Consider the following 20,267-nt stretch of genomic DNA (forward strand, 5'->3'; position numbering starts at 1 on the left):
GCACCTCCATTTGCGACGCCGGGACCAGCCCCTAGCGTCGAACGATTGACCTCAAGAGCCTTAATGCTACCGATAGTGAAGCCATGTCATCGGCTTCGAGGGAATTGACCTCATCAAACATGGTTTTCGCCCGTCCGAGTTGTTCGGCATTCAGGCCTTCCCACGTCTTCAGTCGATCCTCGGCAGGGGTGCCCGGCGTGCTCGACTCAAGCACCGACGTCGTCATGTCCGCGACGGTTGAGTAAAGGTCGTCCCGGAGCGCCGCACGGGCAAGTGCCTGCCAGCGGTCGTCGCGTGGCAAGGCGCTGATCCGTTCCAGCAGCGAGTCAACGTGGAAGCGGTTGAAGACCGTGTAGTAGACATGTGCCACTTCCTCGACACTGTTGGTTCCGGTCTGGGCGATCTTTGCGATGTCCAGCAAAGCATAGCTCTCGAACAGCTCCGCCCACCTGTGGGCCAGGTGATCCGGCAGCTCCCAAGTGCGGGCTTTTTCCAGCCAGCCAGTGATGCGAACTTTGTCATCCCCACGCAGGTAATCCAACAATTTGGCCCGAAGCGGCACCATCATGGGCTTGAATGACTTCACGACGTCCGCGATCGGGCGGGATGCCATGCCCTGCCCGAGCACCCACCGGACCGCACGGTCAAGGAGCCGGCGGACATCGAGATGGACTTCGCTCCAGTGTTCGGTGGGGAACGATGCCGGAAGGGCATTCAATTCCTCAACCATCGGATCGAGATCGTAGATTTCACGCAGCGCCACGAATGCCTTGGCTACGGCTACCTCGTTGGCGGACGTTTCTTCGATCGCCCGGAAGGCGAAGGTGATCCCACCGAGGTTGATGATGTCGTTGGCCACGACCGTAGCGATGATTTCGCGCCGCAGCGGGTGGGTGTCCAGTTCGGCGTCGAACCTCTCCCGCAACTGCTTCGGGAAGTAGGCCCGGATCGTGTCCTTGAACCAGGGGTCGTCGGCCAGGTTGCTGTCCCGAAGTGCACCCGCCAACTCGATCTTCGCGTAGGCGGCCAGGACAGACAGCTCGGGAGACGTCAGTCCCTGTCCCTGTTCCAGGCGCTGCCGCAATGTCTCGGTAGTGGGCAGTGCCTCCAGGTCACGCTTGAGGTCGGCTGATTTTTCCAGCCAGTCCATCAGGCGCTCATAGCTGGGGCTCCAGTCCGCAACGCGGGTACGGTCGTTAAGGAGCAGGATGTTCTGGTCGATGTTGTCCTGCAGGACCAAGCGGCCGACTTCTTCGGTCATGTCAGCCAGGAATGCTGCCCGTTCTGCGGCCTCAAGCTTCCCGGCCGCCACCATACGATCAACGAAGATCTTGATATTGACCTCGTGGTCGGAGCAGTCAACGCCCGCTGAGTTATCAATCGCATCCGTATTAAGGATGACACCCTGCAACGCAGCCTCAATACGACCACGCTGGGTCAACCCCAGGTTGCCGCCTTCGCCGACCACCTTGACGCGGAGGTCCTTGCCGTCCACGCGGATGGCGTCGTTGGCCTTGTCCCCTACGGCAGCATGCGTCTCCGTGCTGGCCTTGACGTAAGTGCCGATGCCGCCGTTGTACAGAAGATCCGCCGGGGCAAGCAGGATTGCCCGAAGCAATTCGGGAGGGCTCAGCTGGGTGGTTCCGTCCGGCAACCCCAGGGCCTTTCGTACTTGGTCGGACACGGGGATCGTCTTGGCTTGGCGTGGGTAGACGCCACCCCCTTCGCTGATGAGGGCCCGATCATAGTCATCCCACGAAGACCGCGGAAGCTCAAAGAGCCTCTGCCTCTCTGCATACGAGGCGGCGGTGTCCGGGTTGGGGTCCAGGAAGATATGACGGTGGTCAAATGCGGCCACGAGCCGGATGTGCCGCGAAAGCAACATTCCGTTGCCGAAAACATCACCTGACATGTCGCCCACGCCGACAACGCTGAACTCTTCAGACTGGGTATCGAGGTCGAGTTCACTAAAGTGCCTCTTCACAGACTCCCAGGCGCCGCGGGCGGTGATACCCATGGCCTTGTGGTCATAGCCTACGGATCCACCCGACGCGAAAGCATCGCCAAGCCAGAACCCATATTCGGCCGCCAATCCGTTGGCTGTGTCTGAGAACGTCGCGGTTCCCTTATCGGCTGCCACCACCAGATAGGAATCATCGCCGTCATGGCGAACAACGTCCGACGGCGGCACAAGCCGTTCGCCCTCCGCTGTAGTAATGAGGTTGTCGGTGATGTCCAACAAGCCGCGAATGAAGGTCTTATAGCTTTCCACGCCCTCGGCCATCCAGGCCGCGCGGTCAACTGCGGGGTTGGGCAGCTTCTTCGCGAAGAAGCCACCCTTGGCACCGGTCGGTACGATGACCGCGTTCTTAACGGTCTGCGCCTTCACCAAGCCCAGGATTTCAGTACGGAAGTCCTCCCTGCGATCAGACCAGCGGAGACCACCACGAGCCACCTTGCCAAAGCGGAGGTGGACGCCTTCCACGCGCGGAGAGTAAACCCAGATTTCGAACATGGGTCGCGGGAACGGCAAACCATCGATGGTGGTGGGATCCAGCTTGAAGCTCAGGTAACCCTTGTTTTGGAAGAAGTTGGTGCGCAACGTCGACTCAATAAGGTTGACGAAGGTCCGAAGCACGCGGTCCGCGTCCAACGTAGCGACTTGGTCGATAGCTTCTGCGAGGGCTGCCCTTGCGGCACCTTGCTGGTGGGGACGCTCGCTTTCCTCGACGCTGGGATCGAAACGGGCAGCAAACAGGACGGTCAGACCCCGCGCAACATCCGGGTTGGCCAAGAGGGTATCGGCGATGAACCCAAAGGAGTTGGTATTGCCCATCTGGCGCATGTACTTGGCGTAGGCGCGGAGGACCACCACTTGGCGCCAGTGCATGCCCTCGCGGAGCACGAGGCGGTCAAAGTTGTCAGACTCGACGGCCCCGGTGACGGCAGCCCCAAATGAGTCAGCCAGGAGATCTCCGGTGGCGAGTGGGTCTATGCCAGCCGGGTACTTCAGCCCAAGGTCATACAGGAAAAAGTCGCGGTGATCCGCAGTTTCGATTTCGAAGGGCCGTTCGTCCAGGACTTCGAGGCCAAGGTTGTGGAAGTAAGGAAGGATCTGGCTCAGGCTCTTGGGCTCCATCAGGTAGAGCTTGACGCGCGCATCCTCCTCCAGTGCGTCACCGGCACCTTCGGGAAGGTACACGTGCACGCCGGGGCGGAGTTCCTTGCTCGCTTCCCCTGCCCGTTCGGCCTGGGCTCCATACTCTTCAAACCGTTCGATGTCCTCAAGCGCGTCTTCAACCTCGTAGTCAACGCGGTAGCCGGGAGGGAATGCCTCAGCCCACAGGGCGGACAGTACGTCGGCGCTCTCCGCGGGACGGTTCTCCCGAAGTACCTCGGCGATGCCTTCGCTCCAGGACCTGGAGGCACGCATCAGGCGGTGCTCGAGTTCTTCTACGTTGACTTCGGCAAGTTCCGCTGTGCGTGGCAGCCTGATCCTGAAGAAGACACGCGCAAGCGCGGACTCCGTGATTCTCGCTTCGTAGTCAATACTCTCGGCCTGGAAGGTCTCGCGCAGTTCCTGTTCAATACGGAGCCTGACGCTCGTGGTGTACCGATCGCGCGGCAGGTAGACGACGGCGGACATGAATCGTCCGTAAATGTCGGGGCGCAGGAAAAGCTTGGTCCGGCGCCGTTCCTGGAGTCGCTGGATCCCGGTGGCCGTAGCCGCAAGGTCCGGGATTTCGATCTGGAACAGTTCGTCGCGAGGGTATGTTTCCAGGATGCCCAGGAGGTCCTTGCCCGAGTGTGAATCCATCGGGAAGCCTGCGTTACGCAACACTGCATCCACTTTGTCGCGGACGATGGGTATGTTTCGAACCGATCCCGTGTAGGCACTTGTGGCGAAGAGCCCGATGAAGCGACGCTCGCCGTTGACGTTTCCGGCGGCGTCGAAGCTCTTGACTCCGATGTAGTCCAGGTATGCCGGACGGTGCACGGTTGAGCGGGAGTTCGCTTTTGTGATAACCAGGGCCCGCTTTTCACGGGCGCGCTTGCGGCCGGCGTCAGTGAGGTGCTGGATCTGCCGCGTGTTGTCGCCCTCGCGGAGCAAGCCAAGTCCGCTGTGCTCACGAAGTTCCAGGACGTCCTCGCCGTCTTCGTTCACGAGGTCGTATTCGCGGTACCCGAGGAAGGTGAAGTTGCCGTCATCCAGCCAGCGCAAAAGGTCCTGCGCCTGCCTGAGTTCGGCAATCTGTTCCGGGTGCGAGACCTTTCCAAGCGCTTCTGCCAGCTCCAGCGCCTTGCTGCGCATTTTCGGCCAGTCCTCCACTGCGGCACGGACATCGCCCAGGACGCGTTGTAAGCCGGCAATCAATTCTGCTCGGGCGTCCTCGCTGACGCGGTCAATTTCGACGGCGATCCAGGACTCCATGTGCGAGGCGTTATCGTTGTCGCCGAGCAGGTGGGCGACACTGGGCAGCGCGGCGGTGTCGCCGCTGGAAATGCCGATATTTGACGGAACCCTGGAAGCGCCGGTGAGCTCGCCGGAAACGCGGTCACGGGTAACCACGAAAAGCGGGTGCATCACCAGCCGGATCGCGCAGTTTTGGCGAACGAGTTCGGCGTTTACGGAGTCAACAAGGAACGGCATGTCATCAGTAACGATGTATACGACGTTTCGGTCGGCTTCGACGCCGATTTCCACAATGGCATTTCCAGGTCGCCGGGACTGGGCAACTTTCCTATGTGTGCTTGCCCGCGAAATCAGCAGCTCGGGCGCGTACACCCGGGAGTCCTCCTCTGCGAGATGCTCATAGTAGTCACCGAAAAACCCCTCACGGACAACTGCTGCATCGGACCGATCCTCCACGCTGGATCCTGACGACATCTACAAACGCCTCCATCACATGTTGATTGCTGCGACTCTGCAGCCCACATGGCGAGCCTAGCGCTTAAGCAGACCGAAGGCTCTGGTAGATCGGCCAAGGGATTTCCGATTTTGCTGGATAGGTGCACAGACTAACCCCGCGATGGCTTTTCGCAAGGGAGAGTCGGGCGATGATTCCAACAGGACAGATCCCGACAATAGTGCAGCATCGCACGCTTCCGCGTCTGCAGGTAAGTAGGCATCAACGCCATGGCCAGGGCCGAAGCGCTCCCAGGCCTCGGATAACTGCTGTCGGGGCGAACGGCCCACCGTGGCCCGCTTCACCTTATTGAGGAGCACCCGTGGCGTTGCCTGTGGAACCGCAGCTTCGAGCTCGGCAAGGCCACGGACCAATCGCGGGACGCCGATTGCATCCGCAGCCCCAACGGCAAAAACCTCGTCTGCCAGCTCCAAACTGCGCAGGGTAGCGCCATTGCGGCGTGGCGCCATAGTGTCAAAGCTCAGTTCCTCATCTGCTTCCAGGCAGAAGCCGGTGTCCACGACAACCACCTCGGCCACTTGCTTGGCCCTTTGGAGGACAAGCGAGAGTGCGGAGGCCCTCAGTTCAGTCCAGCGGTCCGCCCTTGTGGTTCCAGTCAGTACTCGAAATCCACCGGTCTTGATGAAGACAGGCGTAGCAGCCCTGTCCAGTGCATCCGCATCCAGCAATCCTTGGTCAGCGAGCCTGCACGCCTGGGCGAGGCCCGCGGACTCCTCCAGCAGCCCAAGCATGGCCGATACGCTCGCACCGTAACTGTCCGCATCCACAAGAATCACGGACTTGCCTTCGGCCGCCAACTCGGCAGCCATGTTTACCGCAACCAGAGTTCTTCCCGGAGCGCCCGTTGGTCCCCACACTGCTATCACCCTCCCCGCGCCGACCGCTTCTGGTTCTGGGGTTTCCGGCGCCAACTGGAATCCCGCAGATGAATCCGCGAATCCGGCGTCTGGAAACTTGCGGGCTCCAACGGGCCCACCGTGGCGGCCCACTGCATCGGAAATCCTCAGGGCAAGTGCGGCGGGCTCAATATCAGTGGACGCTGTTACTACACCAATAGCGGTGAGCCTGGAGACCTCCAGGGGGTCCACGGTCAGGGCGAGAATGGACACACCTACGGCGGCCAGCCGGTCCACCAATGTAGCGGTTAATTCTTCGGAGCCTTCGGCAACGACGGCGGCCAGGGCAAGCCCGCTTTGGCAGGCAGCCATCAACTCTGCAAGCTCTGAACATCGCCGGACCACAGTGACGGGGCCATGCAAGCGCTCCAGCCCGCCAACTACGGCTTCCTGTGCCTGGCCAACGGTGATGACCGGGATGCTCATTGGCTGATGCCCGCAGGGTTCCAAACAACAGACACCTTGGCGGCGTTGGCCTTGGCGCCCAGCAGCTTAGGCATCTGCTTGTCCGTGACCAGCACCAGCACGACCGTTGTCTTTGAGGCACCGAGAGCACTCGAACCCGCTGTTACTTCTGCGATTTCGGCGCCGGGCAGCAATAGCTGTGGTTCTTCAAAAGCGTTTTGGGAACCGGGCATAGCGACCCAGACGTCCACCTTCGCCCCGGGAACCGCCTGCGCTGGAAGTGACTCTTCCATCGATATGGCAACAGGCTTGCGGTTCAGGACGTCAGACTGTCCGAGGCTCTTCTGTGGAACGAGTTGGCCCTTCTCAATTCTCTGTAGAGCTACCTTGCCCTGGTCAATTCCGTCCTCCACGGTTACATAGCCGGGCTCGACGTCATCCAAGCGAACCTGGACGACGGTTAAATCCTCAGGACCCACGGTTTGGCCAACCGAAATACCCTCCCGTGCGGCATAAACCTGAGTGGTCCGATCAGCGGTACTGACAACTGAGATGACTCCGGCGACGGATACAAGCATGAGCAGCACTCCCACCAGTAGTCGTGGATCCCTCCAAGACGGCTTCTTCAACCTGTTGCCGGCGACGCCTGCACTCGGATCCATTTTCCTGCTCCCCCATTGAAGTTCTCATGGCATGGTTACCCGCGCCGCCTCTTCATTGTTGCCGTGACATGGCGTAAGCCAAAGTCAAAAACTCCAAATCATGGGAAATTGTGGATAACTGTGCCAAACGGGGCCAACAGGTGCCAAAATAGTCCCATGCCCCGATTCCTGACTCTGGCGGACGTCGCCGAACAACTGCAGATAAATTCGCCGCAGGCCTATGCCCTGGTGCGCAGCGGTGAGTTGAAAGCCATTCAGGTCGGAGGACGTGGTCAATGGCGCATCGAGGAAAAGATGCTGGAACAATACATCGAGGAGCGGTATGCCGAGGCCAGCCGAATGATCGAAGAGGCCAAGTCCAAGTCCGGATAGTTTTGGGGAGCCAAACGGGCCGATGAACGGCTAGAACCCCTGGCTGCCGCTCGAGCAGATCGCCTCAAGTGATGTAAATGGAATTGTCCTCACGGCGGCCACTGCACCGCCGCGCCGCACCTCGCCCCTCGTATCGGCAAAATCGAAATGGTCACGCCCAACCCTGTCGATGACGCCATGGAGCCTGTGGCCTCCCTCCGGGCCAGTAGCCAAGACGACCGTCACCTGGGCCCTGTCCCGCGAGAGTCCGCGGAGGGCGCTGGCAAGCCTTAGCGAACTTTGGATCTGGGAAACAGGTTTTCTAGCCAATCTTCCGAGTCCGTCGTAAAGACGTACCGATGCGCATGGAATGAGCCATTGCCGTCCGTTGTCGATCAACACAAACCAATCCCCACCGACGTGACCCAACGTCCCCTGGAGAGAAATACCGCCGCTCAGCACCAAAGCGATCTCAGCTCCGCCGACTCCCCGAAGCCTGTCCACAAGGTCAAGGCCGGCTAGCTCGACTCTCACGCGTTCGGATATTTCCGATTCACGGGCCAAGGCGCGCTCAGCAGAAAATTGCGCTTCCAGATCTTCAAAGAGAGAGTCCCATCTCATATGGTCACAATAGGACCCGTAGCGCGTGGCGCCAAGCGCAAGGGGATTTTCCCGTCATGATTGGACAAAGTCCTTCGACTATGCTGAGAATGGGCAAATAGCACTAAATGACATCAAACAGCATTAAGCAGCCGAAAGGGTAAGTATGAGCAGCGATCCGGCAAGGGTCCGCCACGATGCCACGTTGGCCGCCGTACTCCTCGCGTTGGGACTTTTGCTGCTAATCGTTGGGCAGAACCTCTTGGGGCAGTGGCAGGTGGATGCAGCCCACGGGCAGAGAAGTACGTTCGACCACCTCCTCGCCCTTGCGTCCAGCGCCTCGGGAATTGCCATCGTGTCTTGGTGGGTCCTCTCACTTGGCCTCGCAGCTTGGGCTGCGGTTCTGCAAAGTGCGGGGAGGAGCGGCAGCGCCAACGCCATCGCCAAGTTCAGTCCAGCTTTCATGCTGAGACTGGCGTTTGCCCTTCTAAGCCTGAATCTCCTCGGAATTCAGGCCGCTCAGGCTGCGGCAACGCCGGAACCTCAATGGCAGGCCACTTCCAGTGGCGCCACAGGCAGGGCAGCGTGGCATCCGTCCGCTGGCGTACAAGAACCCCTGCCCGCTGTGGTGATGGCCCCTGCGCGAACCACCGAAGAAAGCCACGAGGCAAATCGGTCAGGGCCTGCCTGGCAGCCACAGGCTCCCACAGTTGAACCCGGCCTCCTGTCGCGACAAGGCTCTCGCGAGAGGGCGTTTGAACATCGCGCTGAAGCCAGCGTTGTGGTCAAGCCGGGTGACACGCTGTGGTCCATTGCCGCAGACAACCTTGGACCCTTCGCAACCGACGTTGATATAGCACTCCATTGGCCGATGTGGTATTCAGCCAACCGAGGGATCATTGGCAACGATCCCGCGACGTTGCGCCCGGGACAAGTCCTGCAGCCCCCAACGCCCGGCTGAGGTCCTCGCCGCCCGTAAAGAATCCGAATGTATTGAACGGCACCCACTCAGGGGCACTCGTTCATGACCTAAGAGCAGTCCCATTGTCATCCCAGACGTAGCAACCTGAGCCAAGCGATGCCCGCGCAACGGCTCACAGAGTGAACTCATGAGGATTGACCATGACTGTTGTAACTGCACGCCGCCACGCAGACCGCCAAAGAACAAAACATCCTGCAACGAACGCCGGAGCCAACCCTTCTACCCTTGACGTAAGGCTGGTGGCACGAAGCATCGCTCAAGCTGCGGTTGAAGTCCTTGCCGGGACACGGTCCGTAGTCCAGCTGTCCAGATCCCTCGATGAGCAATGCTTTCTCTCGCTCCAGCATCGGGCCGCCCTTACACGCGAACACTCTGCACGCACCCGCGGCTCGCTACAGGTTCACAGAAGCCCGATGGTCCGTTCCGTCCGTGCTTGCGCCATTTCAGACTCCATCTACGAGGTCAGCATCGTTGTTTCTGAGGAGCAGCGCTCCCGCGCTATTGCCATGAGGTTGGAACACTCCGACGGGACGTGGCAGGTCACCGCCCTGGAGATTGGCTAGTCACCCAGATTGGCTAGGCACTGGAGATTGGCTAGTCACCCCAATTGGCTAGGCACCCGTGATTGACTAGCCACCCCTGAACCAGGCAGGTTGCCTCGACCGGGGAAGGCGGCTCTACGAAAAAAGACCCCGGACATGTGTCCGGGGTCCGTTTTCATAGGCACTAGATCAGCGTCGCTTCTTCTTGGCAGTTTTGCGCTGCTCCTGGGTGGCTGCCTTGGCAGGATTACCGGATCGGCCCGAGGAGCGGCCTTCGATGCGGGTCTGGCTCGCTCCGTCCTCGCCTGGGGCTGTGTACTGCAATTGGGCCGGCTTTTCGGGTGTCTCCAGACCGGCAGCCCGGATCTGGGGATCGTGGTGCTCGGTGTGTGCACCTGCCACAGTATCGTCGGCAACAACGACATCTTCGGCGGGGGTTACCTCAACTTCAAGGTTGTAGAGGAAGCCAATGCTTTCCTCGCGAATGGCTTCCATCATGCTTTGGAACATCACGAAGCCTTCGCGCTGGTACTCAACCAGCGGATCCCGTTGGGCCATGGCCCGCAGCCCGATGCCCTCTTTGAGGTAGTCCATCTCGTACAAGTGCTCTTGCCATTTACGCCCAAGCACCGAGAGAACCACCCTGCGCTCGAGCTCCCGCATACTTTCAGAGCCAATGGCTTCTTCACGGGCCTGGTACACCAGCCGCGCGTCAGAGAGGATCTCTTCCTTGAGGAATTCGGCAGTGACCCTGGACTTGCCGCCGGCCTCATCAATGATTTCCTGGGCAGTTACGGTGGCCGGGTAAAGCGTCTTCAGGTTGGACCAGAGCTGGTTGAAGTCCCAGTCATCGCCGTTGCCTTCTGCCGTAGCGGCGTCAATAAGGGCGTTGATGGTGTCTTCCAGGAAGAACTGGACCTTTTCGTGGAGGTCATCGCCTTCGAGGATCCGACGACGGTCCCCGTAGATCGCTTCACGCTGGCGGTTCAGGACGTCGTCGTACTTGAGGACGTTCTTACGCTGCTCCGCGTTGCGGGCTTCCACCTGACCTTGAGCCGAGGCAATGGCACGGGAGACAAGCTTTGATTCCAGCGCGACGTCGTCGGGCACGGAACTGTTCATGAGCCGCTCGGCAGCACCGGAATTGAACAGCCTCATGAGGTCATCGGTCAGTGAAAGGTAGAAACGGGATTCCCCGGGATCGCCCTGACGTCCGGAGCGGCCCCGCAACTGATTATCAATCCGGCGGGATTCGTGGCGCTCGGTGCCCAGCACGTAGAGGCCGCCAAGGTCCAGTACTTCCTCGTGCTCGTCCTTAACCGCCTGCTTGGCCGCAGCGAGTGCCTCCGGCCATGCTGCTTCATACTCTTCCGAGTTCTCCTCCGGATCCAGGCCCCTCTTGGCGAGATCTGCGATAGCGGTGAATTCGGCGTTGCCACCAAGCATGATGTCGGTACCGCGGCCTGCCATGTTGGTGGCTACCGTGACAGCACCCTTACGTCCGGCCTGAGCCACGATGGAGGCTTCCCGCGCGTGGTTCTTGGCGTTGAGAACCTCGTGGCGGATTCCTTCCTTCGCCAGCAGCTTGGACAGATACTCGCTCTTCTCAACGCTGGTGGTGCCAACCAGTACGGGCTGGCCCTTCTCGTGGCGTTCCGCGATGTCCTTGACGACGGCGTCAAACTTGACAATCTCGTTCTTGTAGACGAGGTCCGACTGGTCAATGCGCTGCATGTCCCGGTTTGTGGGGATCGGCACAACGCCGAGTTTGTACGTGCTCATGAACTCGGCTGCCTCGGTCTCGGCCGTACCCGTCATGCCGGACAGCTTGGAATACATGCGGAAGTAGTTCTGCAGCGTTACCGTTGCCAGAGTCTGGTTTTCGGCCTTGATCTCGACGTTTTCCTTGGCCTCAATGGCCTGGTGCATGCCTTCGTTGTATCGTCGCCCGGCGAGGATACGGCCTGTGTGCTCGTCAACAATCAGGACCTCGCCGTCGAGGATGACGTAATCCTTATCGCGCTTGAAGAGTTCCTTCGCCTTGATGGCGTTGTTCAGGAAACCAATGAGTGGGGTGTTGGCCGATTCGTACAGGTTCTGGATACCGAGGTAGTCCTCCACCTTTTCAATTCCGGCTTCCAAGACACCAACAGTCCGCTTCTTCTCGTCGACCTCGTAGTCAACCTCTGGTTGAAGTCGGAGTACGACCTTCGCGAATTCGCTGAACCAGCGGTTTGTGTCGCCTTGGGCCGGGCCGGAGATGATGAGGGGGGTTCGCGCTTCATCAATCAGAATCGAGTCAACTTCATCCACAATGGCGAAGTTGTGGCCGCGCTGGACCAGTTCACTGGCGTCCCAGGCCATGTTGTCGCGCAAATAGTCGAAGCCGAATTCGTTGTTTGTCCCGTAGGTGATGTCTGCCGCGTACTGCTGCCGACGCACGGACGGATCCTGGTTGGAGAGGATGCAGCCGCTTGTGAGGCCAAGGAAGCGGTAGACACGTCCCATAAGCTCGGACTGGTATTCGGCGAGGTAATCATTCACCGTGACCACGTGGACGCCCTTGCCCGTAAGGGCATTGAGGTATGCCGGTGCAGTTGCCACAAGGGTCTTGCCTTCACCGGTTTTCATTTCGGCGATGTTGCCCAGGTGGAGGGCGGCGCCACCCATGAGCTGCACGTCAAAGTGCCGCATGCCCAGCGTTCGGGATGAGGCCTCGCGGACTGCAGCGAATGCCTCCGGCAGGAGAGCGTCCAAGGTCTCGCCGTCCTGGTGCCGCGAGCGCAGACGGTCCGTTTCCTCCCGAAGTTCAGCGTCAGAGAACGTCTTGAAAGAGTCTTCCAGGGCATTGATGGAATCGGCATAGTTCCGCAGTTGCCTGAGTGTTTTTTTGTCACCCGTGCGGAGAAGTTTTTCGATTAGTGATGCCACGTGAAATTGCTCCCAGTCTCATGCTGCCGAATTCTGGCTGTTTCAGTCTACGGGAGAGAGTATCGCCACGTTATCCGGTTCCCCTGTGAGCGGACTGCTTTGCCCCCCTGGTTCACAGCGTCCGACAGTGCCCCGGCCCACTGCCTCGGCGAGCGGTACCGAGAGATCCCCCACGGGCCACACAACAACTTCCTGAAGGCCGAGCCATTGGGCCAGGAGCCACAATTCGGCGGAAAGCTCGACGACGGTATCCGGTGGCGCTCCTGGCTCACCAAACGCGGACCGAACCAGGAGTTGGCCTGCGGCCCTGTCAGCCTTCAAATCGACCCGAGCCACGATGCCTTCCCTGAGCAGGAAGGGCAAAACATAGTAGCCAAAACGGCGCTTGGCAGCGGGCGTGTAGATCTCAATCCGATAGTGGAATCCGAACAACTCTTCCAGGCGCCGCCGCTCGAAGACCAGCGAGTCAAAAGGGCTCAGCAGCGCCCGGCCTTCGGCCCTGCGTGGCAATCTGGCCTCGACGTGCCGGTAGGTTTCCCGGTCCCAACCGCGAACGGAAACGCGCTCCAACCGGCCTGCCTGGAGAAGGCGCTGCACCGACGCCTCCCCAGCCTTCAGCGGGGTCCGAAAATAGTCGGCAAAACAGCGGACCGTTCCGATGCCGTGTGCCATTGCGGCTGCATCCATGAGCCGGTCAAGGGCGGCATCTGCATCCATCCCGCCGTGCACCGAACCCGGCAGAACCCTGGAAGTAAGCGTGTAGAGGCGTTCGAATTGGGGTGTGCGCGAAGCTGCCGAAACGCGGCCTTCTTCAAACAGATGCTCCAGAACGCGCTTTACGGTGTTCCAGTTCCAGCCCCAATTTCCGCTTTCAGCATCCCCTGTGTGCCCAAGTTGTGCAGTCAAGGCAGACGCCGTCATCGGCGGTCCAGCCTCCAGGGCCGCGAGGATTCGTTCCTCCATGGCAATCCGCACGGTGGGCTCCAAGTGATGAGCACCCACCCACGCCCGCTTTTGCCAGAGAAGGAGATCCTGAAAATGCTCCGGTCGGATATAGCTGGCTTCGTGTGCCCAGTACTCCATCATTTTGCGAGGGTTTCTACCTGCCATGGAGTGAAGGATTGCCGGATCGTAGTTTCCCAAACGGGAAAAGAATGGCAGATAGTGGCTCCGGGCCAACACATTCACGGAGTCGATCTGGACAAGCTGGATCTGGGCAAAGGTCCGGCCCACCGCCCGTGAGGTCACGGGGCCGGCGGGCCGGACTTTCGCCAATCCTTGGGCTGCCAATGCGATCCGCCGTGCCTGTGAGAGGCTCAGCGAAGCGGTCATTGAAGTCCTTTCACGGCGATCAAGCCTTACTTGGCGGTGGCCGCCTGGTCATCTGAGCGGTACGCGTGGATCTTCTCCTCCACGGCTTCCTCGCCGGGCTCGCAGGTGGAGTCCAGGGTTATGACACCATAAGTCCAGCCATTGCGCCGGTACACAACCGAGGGCGCATTGGTTTCCTTATCCAGGAACAGGTAGAAGTTGTGTCCCACCAGTTCCATGTTGTCCACCGCATCATCGAGCGTGAGGGATGCTGCAGGGAAAACCTTCCGACGGATCAAAACGGGTGAATCTCCCGCTGGAATGTCGTTCTCGATCTCGTAGGGCGACCGCACATCGGCCTGCGGTGCAGGCTCCGGGTGGCTGTTGGCCTCTACGTAAATTGGCTCGCTGGCACTCGCGGGCTCAAGGGAGGCCGTTGCTTCCCGAACGGCCTTGGGCGTGTGTCGCCCATGGTGCACCTTCTTCCTGTCCTTTGCGCGACGCAACCGCTCAAGCAGCTTGTTGTACGCAAGATCGAAGGCAGCAAATTTGTCAGCGGCTGTGGCCTCGGCACGGATAACGGGGCCTCGGCCCAGAACTGTCACTTCAACGGTGAGCTGTCCCGGCGTTTGCCGGGGGTTGGTCTCCTTGGAAACCTTGGCGTCGACTCGCTGGACTTTGTCCCCCAACGATTCAATCTTTGAGATTTTCTCGCCGGCATATTCGCGAAAGCGGTCAGAAACTGTCAGATTTCGTCCGCTGATCATGAACTCCATGGTGCCCTCCAAATAACTCAGGTGACACGACAACGACGCTGTAGGGGGCTGGTCTGACGGACAGTCGAGCCCCTTTCCGAGCCGCTATCGACAGGTACATCTGTTCTTGGTACCCACAACCGACGTTAGTTCATCGGCACGAGTTATTCACCCTTTGGCCACTTATTTTTTGTTTGCGTCTTAACCCCACCACGGGGCTCGTCTCCGGCGGTGTGCGAGGCGTAGGCTGGTGGCCTCGTGGCCGCGAGAACAACGGCGCCGCAGACTATCCCTCCGGCCGCAGACACTGCCCGTGCAGCCTCCGCAAGCGTGGCTCCAGTGGTGAGAACATCGTCCACAATCAGGCACCTTTGCCCACGGATCTGTTCCCTGTAGCGGGGCCGAACCCTCATGGAACCCCGGACACGCCTGGCACGCTCACCCCTGCCGAGGCCTTTTTGGCCTGTGGAACCATCTCTCCCCTCCGCGCCAAGGATGGCCCTGACGCCATTTCCGATCAGGTCTTTGCACGTTGCGGCCAGCCCCCTGTTTTCCAGGAGACTCCCGGTCTTCTCAAGTGCATCAAAACCCGGGTACCGGGAAACATCCCTCGTCTCTTCATGCAGTGGAGCAGAACGTGTACGGGGCTGAAACCCCGGCTTCGGAAGGCCTTCGCACTGCTGGGAACAGGAACAACGCAAAAGCCTGGCTGGTTACCAGTGGCCAGCCGAACTGCGTTTCCGAGGCAGGGCGCCAACACCTCAGCCAGTCGCCTCTGGCCGAAGCTCTTGAAGGACAACAGGGACTGCGAAAGTTCATCCCTGTAGGGCCCCGCGGCCACCACGCCCAGCTTTACGGTGCCATCCACATCAACCAACGCAGGCGATTCCTGTTCGGCCCTGAAGGGCTTCCTGCAAAGCTGACGCACCCGCTTGGCACAATGCCTGCACAGGACGGTATCTTCCGCACCACAGCAGACGCATTCAACGGGAACCAGTAGTGCAAGCAACTCCATCAACGCCCCTTGCAGGTTGGCGATCAGGCGCCCAAGCAAGCGCCTGTCTTTTCCGCGTCGCCGGGGTCCTGAGGAGTCCGGGGCACCAACATCCGGGTCAAGCCGGCGTCGGATACGTTGAGCAGATCCAGGACAATTGACGGCAGATGGAAGGTTGTTCAAGGAAACGATCATGCTGGTAGCCTTGAGCACTTTTTGTTCCGGTGACAGCCCTGGAACCTGCTATGTGAACAACCACCGTCTTGTTGCGGCAGCGCCTCCAGGGCGCTCCGGCTCAGCCGGGGAAGGCCGGCTCCGTTGGGCCCTTGAGCTGAAGCTCCCAACCATTTCCGACACGTTGGAAAATTCCCGCTGCGGACTGGCCGTAGATCTGTTCTGACCCGTTCCCTGCGCTCAGGCTCATGAGGCCGTCCCAGGGTGCCAGTTGCTGCGGCTCTCCCGAGGTAAGGGAAAGCAACTCCGGAACCACTGTAGCCGTCGCCGAACTGGCCATGACGGCAACCGTGGATCCGTTGACCCACACTCCCTGGTCAGGCGAGGTGGAGGTGAAAAGAGTGACAGGAGCCGTAAGATCCTTCGGCGCGCCGTCTGCATTCCGGACGATGCCCGTCACCTGAACCACTGATTTACCGTTCGCCTCGGATATCACCAGGGCCCGGGTGCCTTCGCGCGAGATCCGAAAATCCTTGACGACCCGTCCGGACAGCCACGTGGGAGAGATGGTCGCCGTGGGTATGGCCATTCCGGGGGCAACGCCCGTGGGTTTGAAAGCCACAACCTCAGTATTCCCGCTGGCGCCTGGTCCCGCCGTCCAAACCCAATCATGAGGACTGAACGATGGCCCGGTCAACGTGCTTCGGGTGGTCAACTGGCGGGCCGGTTGACCCGGCTCGATGGAGTACAAGGTGGTTTTGTCGCCGTTGAGGAAGGCAACGGTTTGGGATACAGGCGATTCGGCGGGTGAATGGGGCCCAAGGCCTGCAACCGACTGGATGTCGGGCAATGGTGAAACACGATTGTTCTCGTAGCGGACCAAGTCGCCGTTATTGACCGCAATCTGGCGGGCAGGCACATTCTTGTCCACAACCGGCGGTAGAACTGTCCCGTTGTCCTCGACTCGGACCAGGTCCTGGTCGGCGCGAAGCTGGACATTAATGACGTCCGGTTGCCCCCTGAACGTTAGTGCCAGCTGGTTCTGCATGCGTTGGCGGTCTTCTGCCGATGCGTCGAACAGTTCCTTGGCTGACAAATCCACCTGGGCTGCTCCGGAAACTACCGGGACAGATTCCCGGGCCAACTTCATTCCAGAGGGAAAGGCGCTCACCACTGCCCCACGCAAGTAGGGCGCAGGCCCAGCAAGAAGGGCGCTGGTCATGGATTTAACAGTCTTCTTCTTGATGAACCATCGGTAGTCCGGCACCGCATACGTGAACGTCGGGTCATAGAAGTAGATGGGGAAGGCGCCGTAAATGACTTTGAACGTCTCTTCCGGAATCGCAGTACCATCCGGAACTTTGGAGATCCGCCACTCCCCTTCCACTTTCTCCAGCGAGACGGGGATGGTCTCCTTGGTCCCAGGTGGGAACTGCGTGGCTATTCCGTCCGCATCCACCGTGTAGGCAAGATCGACCTCGTAAAGGTATTCATTCTCCACGGCCGTCTTGACCACGTGCGCCCCGCGGAACACGACGGCCCGCTTATCCGGTTTCCACGTAACGGCCTGGGCCTGGGTCAGATATTGCCGTGCTACGGGATAGTCGTCCTCATAGCCGCTGCCGGCCATATAGAAATCCTCAATGACGGCTTCAGGTGTGGAGCCCGCGCGCGGTGCTGCGGGGAAGAATACAGGGGCGTTGGGGTTTCCTGCTCCCTCATCCTGGCTTTTTCCCACTGGGCCGGAGCGGGGAATCTGGGCGCATGAAGCCAGCAAAACCATGAGCGCCGCCAGCATGGCAACGACAGCCCGTCTGCGTGCGGTGCCAAGGACCCTCATGATGCATCGCCCTTTCCCTTGTCACCCAAAGGAGGCGTTCCGACGTCGGACTTGCCCTCTGTAGCGCCAAAACCCGTACCCAGGACAAGCATCTGGCGTTCGCTGCCGGCTCCGGGCAATTCGATGTCCGCAGGTTCCAGCTGAAGTGGCGACTTGAGGATGGTTCCGCCCTGCTTGAGCGGCAAGGTCAACCTGAAGTTTGAGCCCGCCCCTTTGCGGCCCCATGCCTGAAGCCAGCCGTTGTGCAGCTTGGTGTCCTCAGCGGCGATGGACAAGCCCAGTCCGCTGCCACCAGTGGTACGGGCGCGTGCCGGGTCAGCCCGCCAGAATCGGTCGAAAACCCTGGCAGCTTCCGCTTGGCTCATTCCAATACCGTGGTCACGCACGGCCACGGCCACGGCGTCATGGTTTGCTGCGACGGATATGTGGATCGGCTTTCCTTCGCCGTGCTCAAGGGCGTTGAGAAGCAGGTTCCTCAGGATCCGGTCAATCCTGCGCGAGTCCATTTCGACAATGATGCTCTTCTGACGGGCGTTCAGGCGGACTTCAGAGCCGTATTCGGCGGCTACGGGTGCTGCACCCTCCATGACGTGCGAAATCACCTGGAAGATGTCCTGGGGTTCGGCGTCCAAGACGGCGGCCCCCGCATCGAAGCGCGAAATCTCCAGCAAATCCGACAACAAGGACTGGAACCGCTCCACCTGGTGATAGAGGAGTTCGGCCGAGCGTTTGTTCATAGGATCAAAGTCTTCACGGGCGTCGTAAAGGACCTCGGCAGCCATGCGAACGGTGGTCAAGGGGGTGCGAAGTTCGTGGGAAACATCCGAGACGAATCTTTGCTGCATTTGGGACAACGTGGCCAACTGAGTGATCTGCTCCTGCAGGCTGGCGGCCATATGGTTGAACGACGCACCAAGCCTGGCTACCTCATCCTCGCCTTTAACCACCATGCGCTCTTGGAGTTGGCCTGCCGCAAGCTTTTCCGACACCACGGCAGCGTGGCTCACAGGGCTGACGACATTGCGGGTGACGTACCAGGCGATGGCACCGATCATGAGCACCAGCGCCGCACCACCTGCCCACAGCACGTTCTGGATTTCGTCCAGGGTCTTCTGGGCAGTGTTCAGGTCATAGATCAAATACAGCTCATAGGCAGTGCCGTTAAAGGTCACTTTGTTTCCTACAGCAATACCCGGGCGGTCCTCGTTTCCGACCGGGAACTGCATGGAGGCCCAGAATTGTTGCTTCCCGCCTTCCTGGACAGCCTTTCGCAATTCCGGCGGGATGACGCGGACAGTGAGCTGGTCCGAGGCGCGCGACTCAACCCAGCGGTTACGGGGTTTGGTCTGTTCCGGCACTGCTTCAAAGACGTAGCGCCGCTGGATCACAGAGCCCCGGCCCTCTACGGCGGTTAACGTGTCATAAACCAACGTGATGACGCTTGATTGATCAGTAACCTGTGCGCCGTCGAAGGTGTCCTGAACCTGTTTGACGTTGTAGCGGGATTCCGACTCCGCCTGGGCCAGCCTTTCCTGGAACAGGTTATTCGCGATCTGGTTGGAAAGGTAAGCTCCGACGATCGCAAAAGACGTCACGGCAAGCAGGAGAGTCGTCAGCACGGTCCTGAACTCCAAAGACCGGCGCCACCGCCTCAGCAAAGAACGCCAGAGGAAGCGAAGACCCGGCCGTATCTGCCGGACACCGATCGAGACGAGTCGGGAAACCCTCAGAACCAGAATCAGGCCACGTCGCGTCCATATCCTGGCGCGCCACATCAGCCAGGGAAGATTCCTTCTTACTGGATCGCTGGGAGCGGAGGGTGAATTCCCGGACGCCGAAGTCTCTGCGGTCTGCTCCTGGGCTGCGGTCTGCTCCTGGGCCCGCTGCTCCGGACTGCCGGCCCTCTGGTCCTTGTCCGTGGTGCCGGTCTTGCCGGTGGGAGACTCAGGAACCTGCTTTATACCCGACACCACGCACCGTCAATACAACTTCGGGCGCTTCCGGATCCCGTTCAATCTTGGAGCGCAAACGCTGAACGTGGACATTGACCAACCGGGTGTCCGCGGCATGGCGGTATCCCCATACCTGTTCAAGCAAAAGTTCGCGCGTGAAGACCTGCCACGGCTTGCGGGCCAGTGCTACCAGGAGGTCGAACTCCAACGGTGTAAGCGAGATTCGCTCTCCACCGCGGGTGACCAGGTGCCCGGCGACGTCGATGGTTACATCAGCAATCCGCAAGGTTTCAGGCGCCTTTTGTTCGCCCGGCCGAAGGCGTGCACGGACTCGCGCCACGAGTTCAGCGGGTTTAAAAGGCTTGGGCACGTAGTCGTCAGCACCGGATTCAAGCCCGCGGACAACATCCGAGGTGTCCGATTTTGCGGTGAGCATGACGATGGGAACGTCCGATTCTCCACGAATCTGCCGACAAACTTCGATGCCATCCGAACCCGGAAGCATGAGATCCAAGAGGACCAAATCGGGCTTGGACGAACGGAACACTTCAAGAGCCTGGCCGCCGTCTGCGCAGAATACCGGCTCGAAGCCATCATTGCGCAGGACAATACCAATCATCTCTGCGAGCGCTTCGTCGTCGTCAACTACCAGAATGCGTGCCTTCATAGTTATATATTCCCTTATCGCCCAGCCTTTGTCCTGTTGGGCGGCCGCACGGCATGGCGTCCCCCAAGGCACTTCCACCGTACTGCACGTCCGCGCTTGGCTCGACGTAGTTCCGCTGGCCAGGGCAGTGAGGGCTTCAAGCTATGAGGGAGGACACCGGGACTATAGGCTTGGGGCGAAGGTCCAATGTGGGGGACGTCGCATGTCGGCGGCCGGGTCTCTTGGGGAGGAAATCGTGTCACAGCCAGAGCACGGCCAGCAGCCATATCCGGGCGGT

General features: G+C 60.1%; 15 protein-coding genes. 4 read left to right on the plus strand and 11 right to left on the minus strand.

The annotated features are described in order from the left end of the window. Positions 1-31 precede the first annotated feature (31 nt). The 3 genes from VUN82_17180 to VUN82_17190 are packed head-to-tail and all read right to left on the minus strand — an operon-like array spanning position 32 to position 6,891. Positions 32-4,888: an NAD-glutamate dehydrogenase gene (locus tag VUN82_17180; GenBank protein ID XAS70813.1), complete on the minus strand. Its 4,857-nt coding sequence runs from the start codon at positions 4,886-4,888 to the stop codon at positions 32-34. Positions 4,889-4,945: 57 nt separating this feature from the next. Next, positions 4,946-6,250 carry a P-loop NTPase gene (locus VUN82_17185; protein XAS70814.1) on the minus strand — a complete coding sequence of 435 codons (1,305 nt, stop codon included), beginning with the start codon at positions 6,248-6,250 and terminating at the stop codon, positions 4,946-4,948. After that, on the minus strand, positions 6,247-6,891 hold the full coding sequence (locus VUN82_17190; protein ID XAS70815.1) for an SAF domain-containing protein: 645 nt from the start codon (positions 6,889-6,891) through the stop codon (positions 6,247-6,249). Before VUN82_17190 ends, VUN82_17185 begins: the two co-directional genes overlap by 4 nt. 156 nt (positions 6,892-7,047) lie before the next feature. Here VUN82_17190 and VUN82_17195 point away from each other — a divergent pair, with 156 nt between their 5' ends. Next, positions 7,048-7,263: a helix-turn-helix domain-containing protein gene (locus tag VUN82_17195; protein ID XAS70816.1), complete on the plus strand. Its 216-nt coding sequence runs from the start codon at positions 7,048-7,050 to the stop codon at positions 7,261-7,263. Positions 7,264-7,293: 30 nt separating this feature from the next. On the opposite strand, the gene VUN82_17200 is transcribed toward VUN82_17195, so the two are convergent. Beyond that, entirely contained in the window at positions 7,294-7,863 is a 570-nt protein-coding gene (locus VUN82_17200; GenBank protein ID XAS70817.1) for a hypothetical protein, read from the minus strand. Between the two features lie 145 nt (positions 7,864-8,008). On the opposite strand from VUN82_17200, the gene VUN82_17205 reads away from it, so the two are divergent. After that, complete coding sequence (locus VUN82_17205; protein XAS70818.1) at positions 8,009-8,803, plus strand: LysM domain-containing protein; 795 nt, start codon at positions 8,009-8,011, stop codon at positions 8,801-8,803. A gap of 161 nt (positions 8,804-8,964) precedes the next feature. Next, entirely contained in the window at positions 8,965-9,387 is a 423-nt protein-coding gene (locus tag VUN82_17210; GenBank protein ID XAS70819.1) for an Rv3235 family protein, read from the plus strand. 168 nt (positions 9,388-9,555) lie between these two features. Here VUN82_17210 and secA read toward each other — a convergent pair whose 3' ends face one another. From secA to VUN82_17230, 4 genes are all read right to left on the minus strand, one after another. Then, positions 9,556-12,297, minus strand: a complete 2,742-nt coding sequence (gene secA / locus VUN82_17215) for a preprotein translocase subunit SecA (protein ID XAS70820.1) — start codon at positions 12,295-12,297, stop codon at positions 9,556-9,558. A 42-nt stretch (positions 12,298-12,339) separates the two neighbouring features. After that, positions 12,340-13,629, minus strand: coding sequence for a crosslink repair DNA glycosylase YcaQ family protein (locus VUN82_17220; GenBank protein ID XAS70821.1), 1,290 nt, complete (start codon positions 13,627-13,629; stop codon positions 12,340-12,342). Between the two features lie 26 nt (positions 13,630-13,655). Next, entirely contained in the window at positions 13,656-14,384 is a 729-nt protein-coding gene (gene raiA, locus VUN82_17225) for a ribosome-associated translation inhibitor RaiA (GenBank protein ID XAS70822.1), read from the minus strand. 143 nt (positions 14,385-14,527) lie between these two features. After that, positions 14,528-14,776, minus strand: a complete 249-nt coding sequence (locus tag VUN82_17230) for a phosphoribosyltransferase (GenBank protein XAS70823.1) — start codon at positions 14,774-14,776, stop codon at positions 14,528-14,530. 212 nt (positions 14,777-14,988) lie between these two features. Between VUN82_17230 and VUN82_17235 the strand changes: the two genes are divergently transcribed. Then, complete coding sequence (locus tag VUN82_17235; GenBank protein XAS70824.1) at positions 14,989-15,363, plus strand: hypothetical protein; 375 nt, start codon at positions 14,989-14,991, stop codon at positions 15,361-15,363. A 289-nt stretch (positions 15,364-15,652) separates the two neighbouring features. Here VUN82_17235 and VUN82_17240 read toward each other — a convergent pair whose 3' ends face one another. From VUN82_17240 to mtrA, 3 genes are all read right to left on the minus strand, one after another. Then, positions 15,653-17,371: an LpqB family beta-propeller domain-containing protein gene (locus VUN82_17240; GenBank protein ID XAS70825.1), complete on the minus strand. Its 1,719-nt coding sequence runs from the start codon at positions 17,369-17,371 to the stop codon at positions 15,653-15,655. Continuing rightward, positions 17,368-19,146, minus strand: a complete 1,779-nt coding sequence (gene mtrB / locus VUN82_17245) for an MtrAB system histidine kinase MtrB (GenBank protein ID XAS74725.1) — start codon at positions 19,144-19,146, stop codon at positions 17,368-17,370. Before mtrB ends, VUN82_17240 begins: the two co-directional genes overlap by 4 nt. A 169-nt stretch (positions 19,147-19,315) precedes the next feature. Then, positions 19,316-19,990: an MtrAB system response regulator MtrA gene (mtrA, locus tag VUN82_17250; GenBank protein XAS70826.1), complete on the minus strand. Its 675-nt coding sequence runs from the start codon at positions 19,988-19,990 to the stop codon at positions 19,316-19,318. Positions 19,991-20,267: the final 277 nt, after the last annotated feature.

The organism is Micrococcaceae bacterium Sec5.1 (genome assembly GCA_039636795.1).
Lineage (GTDB): Bacteria > Actinomycetota > Actinomycetes > Actinomycetales > Micrococcaceae > Arthrobacter.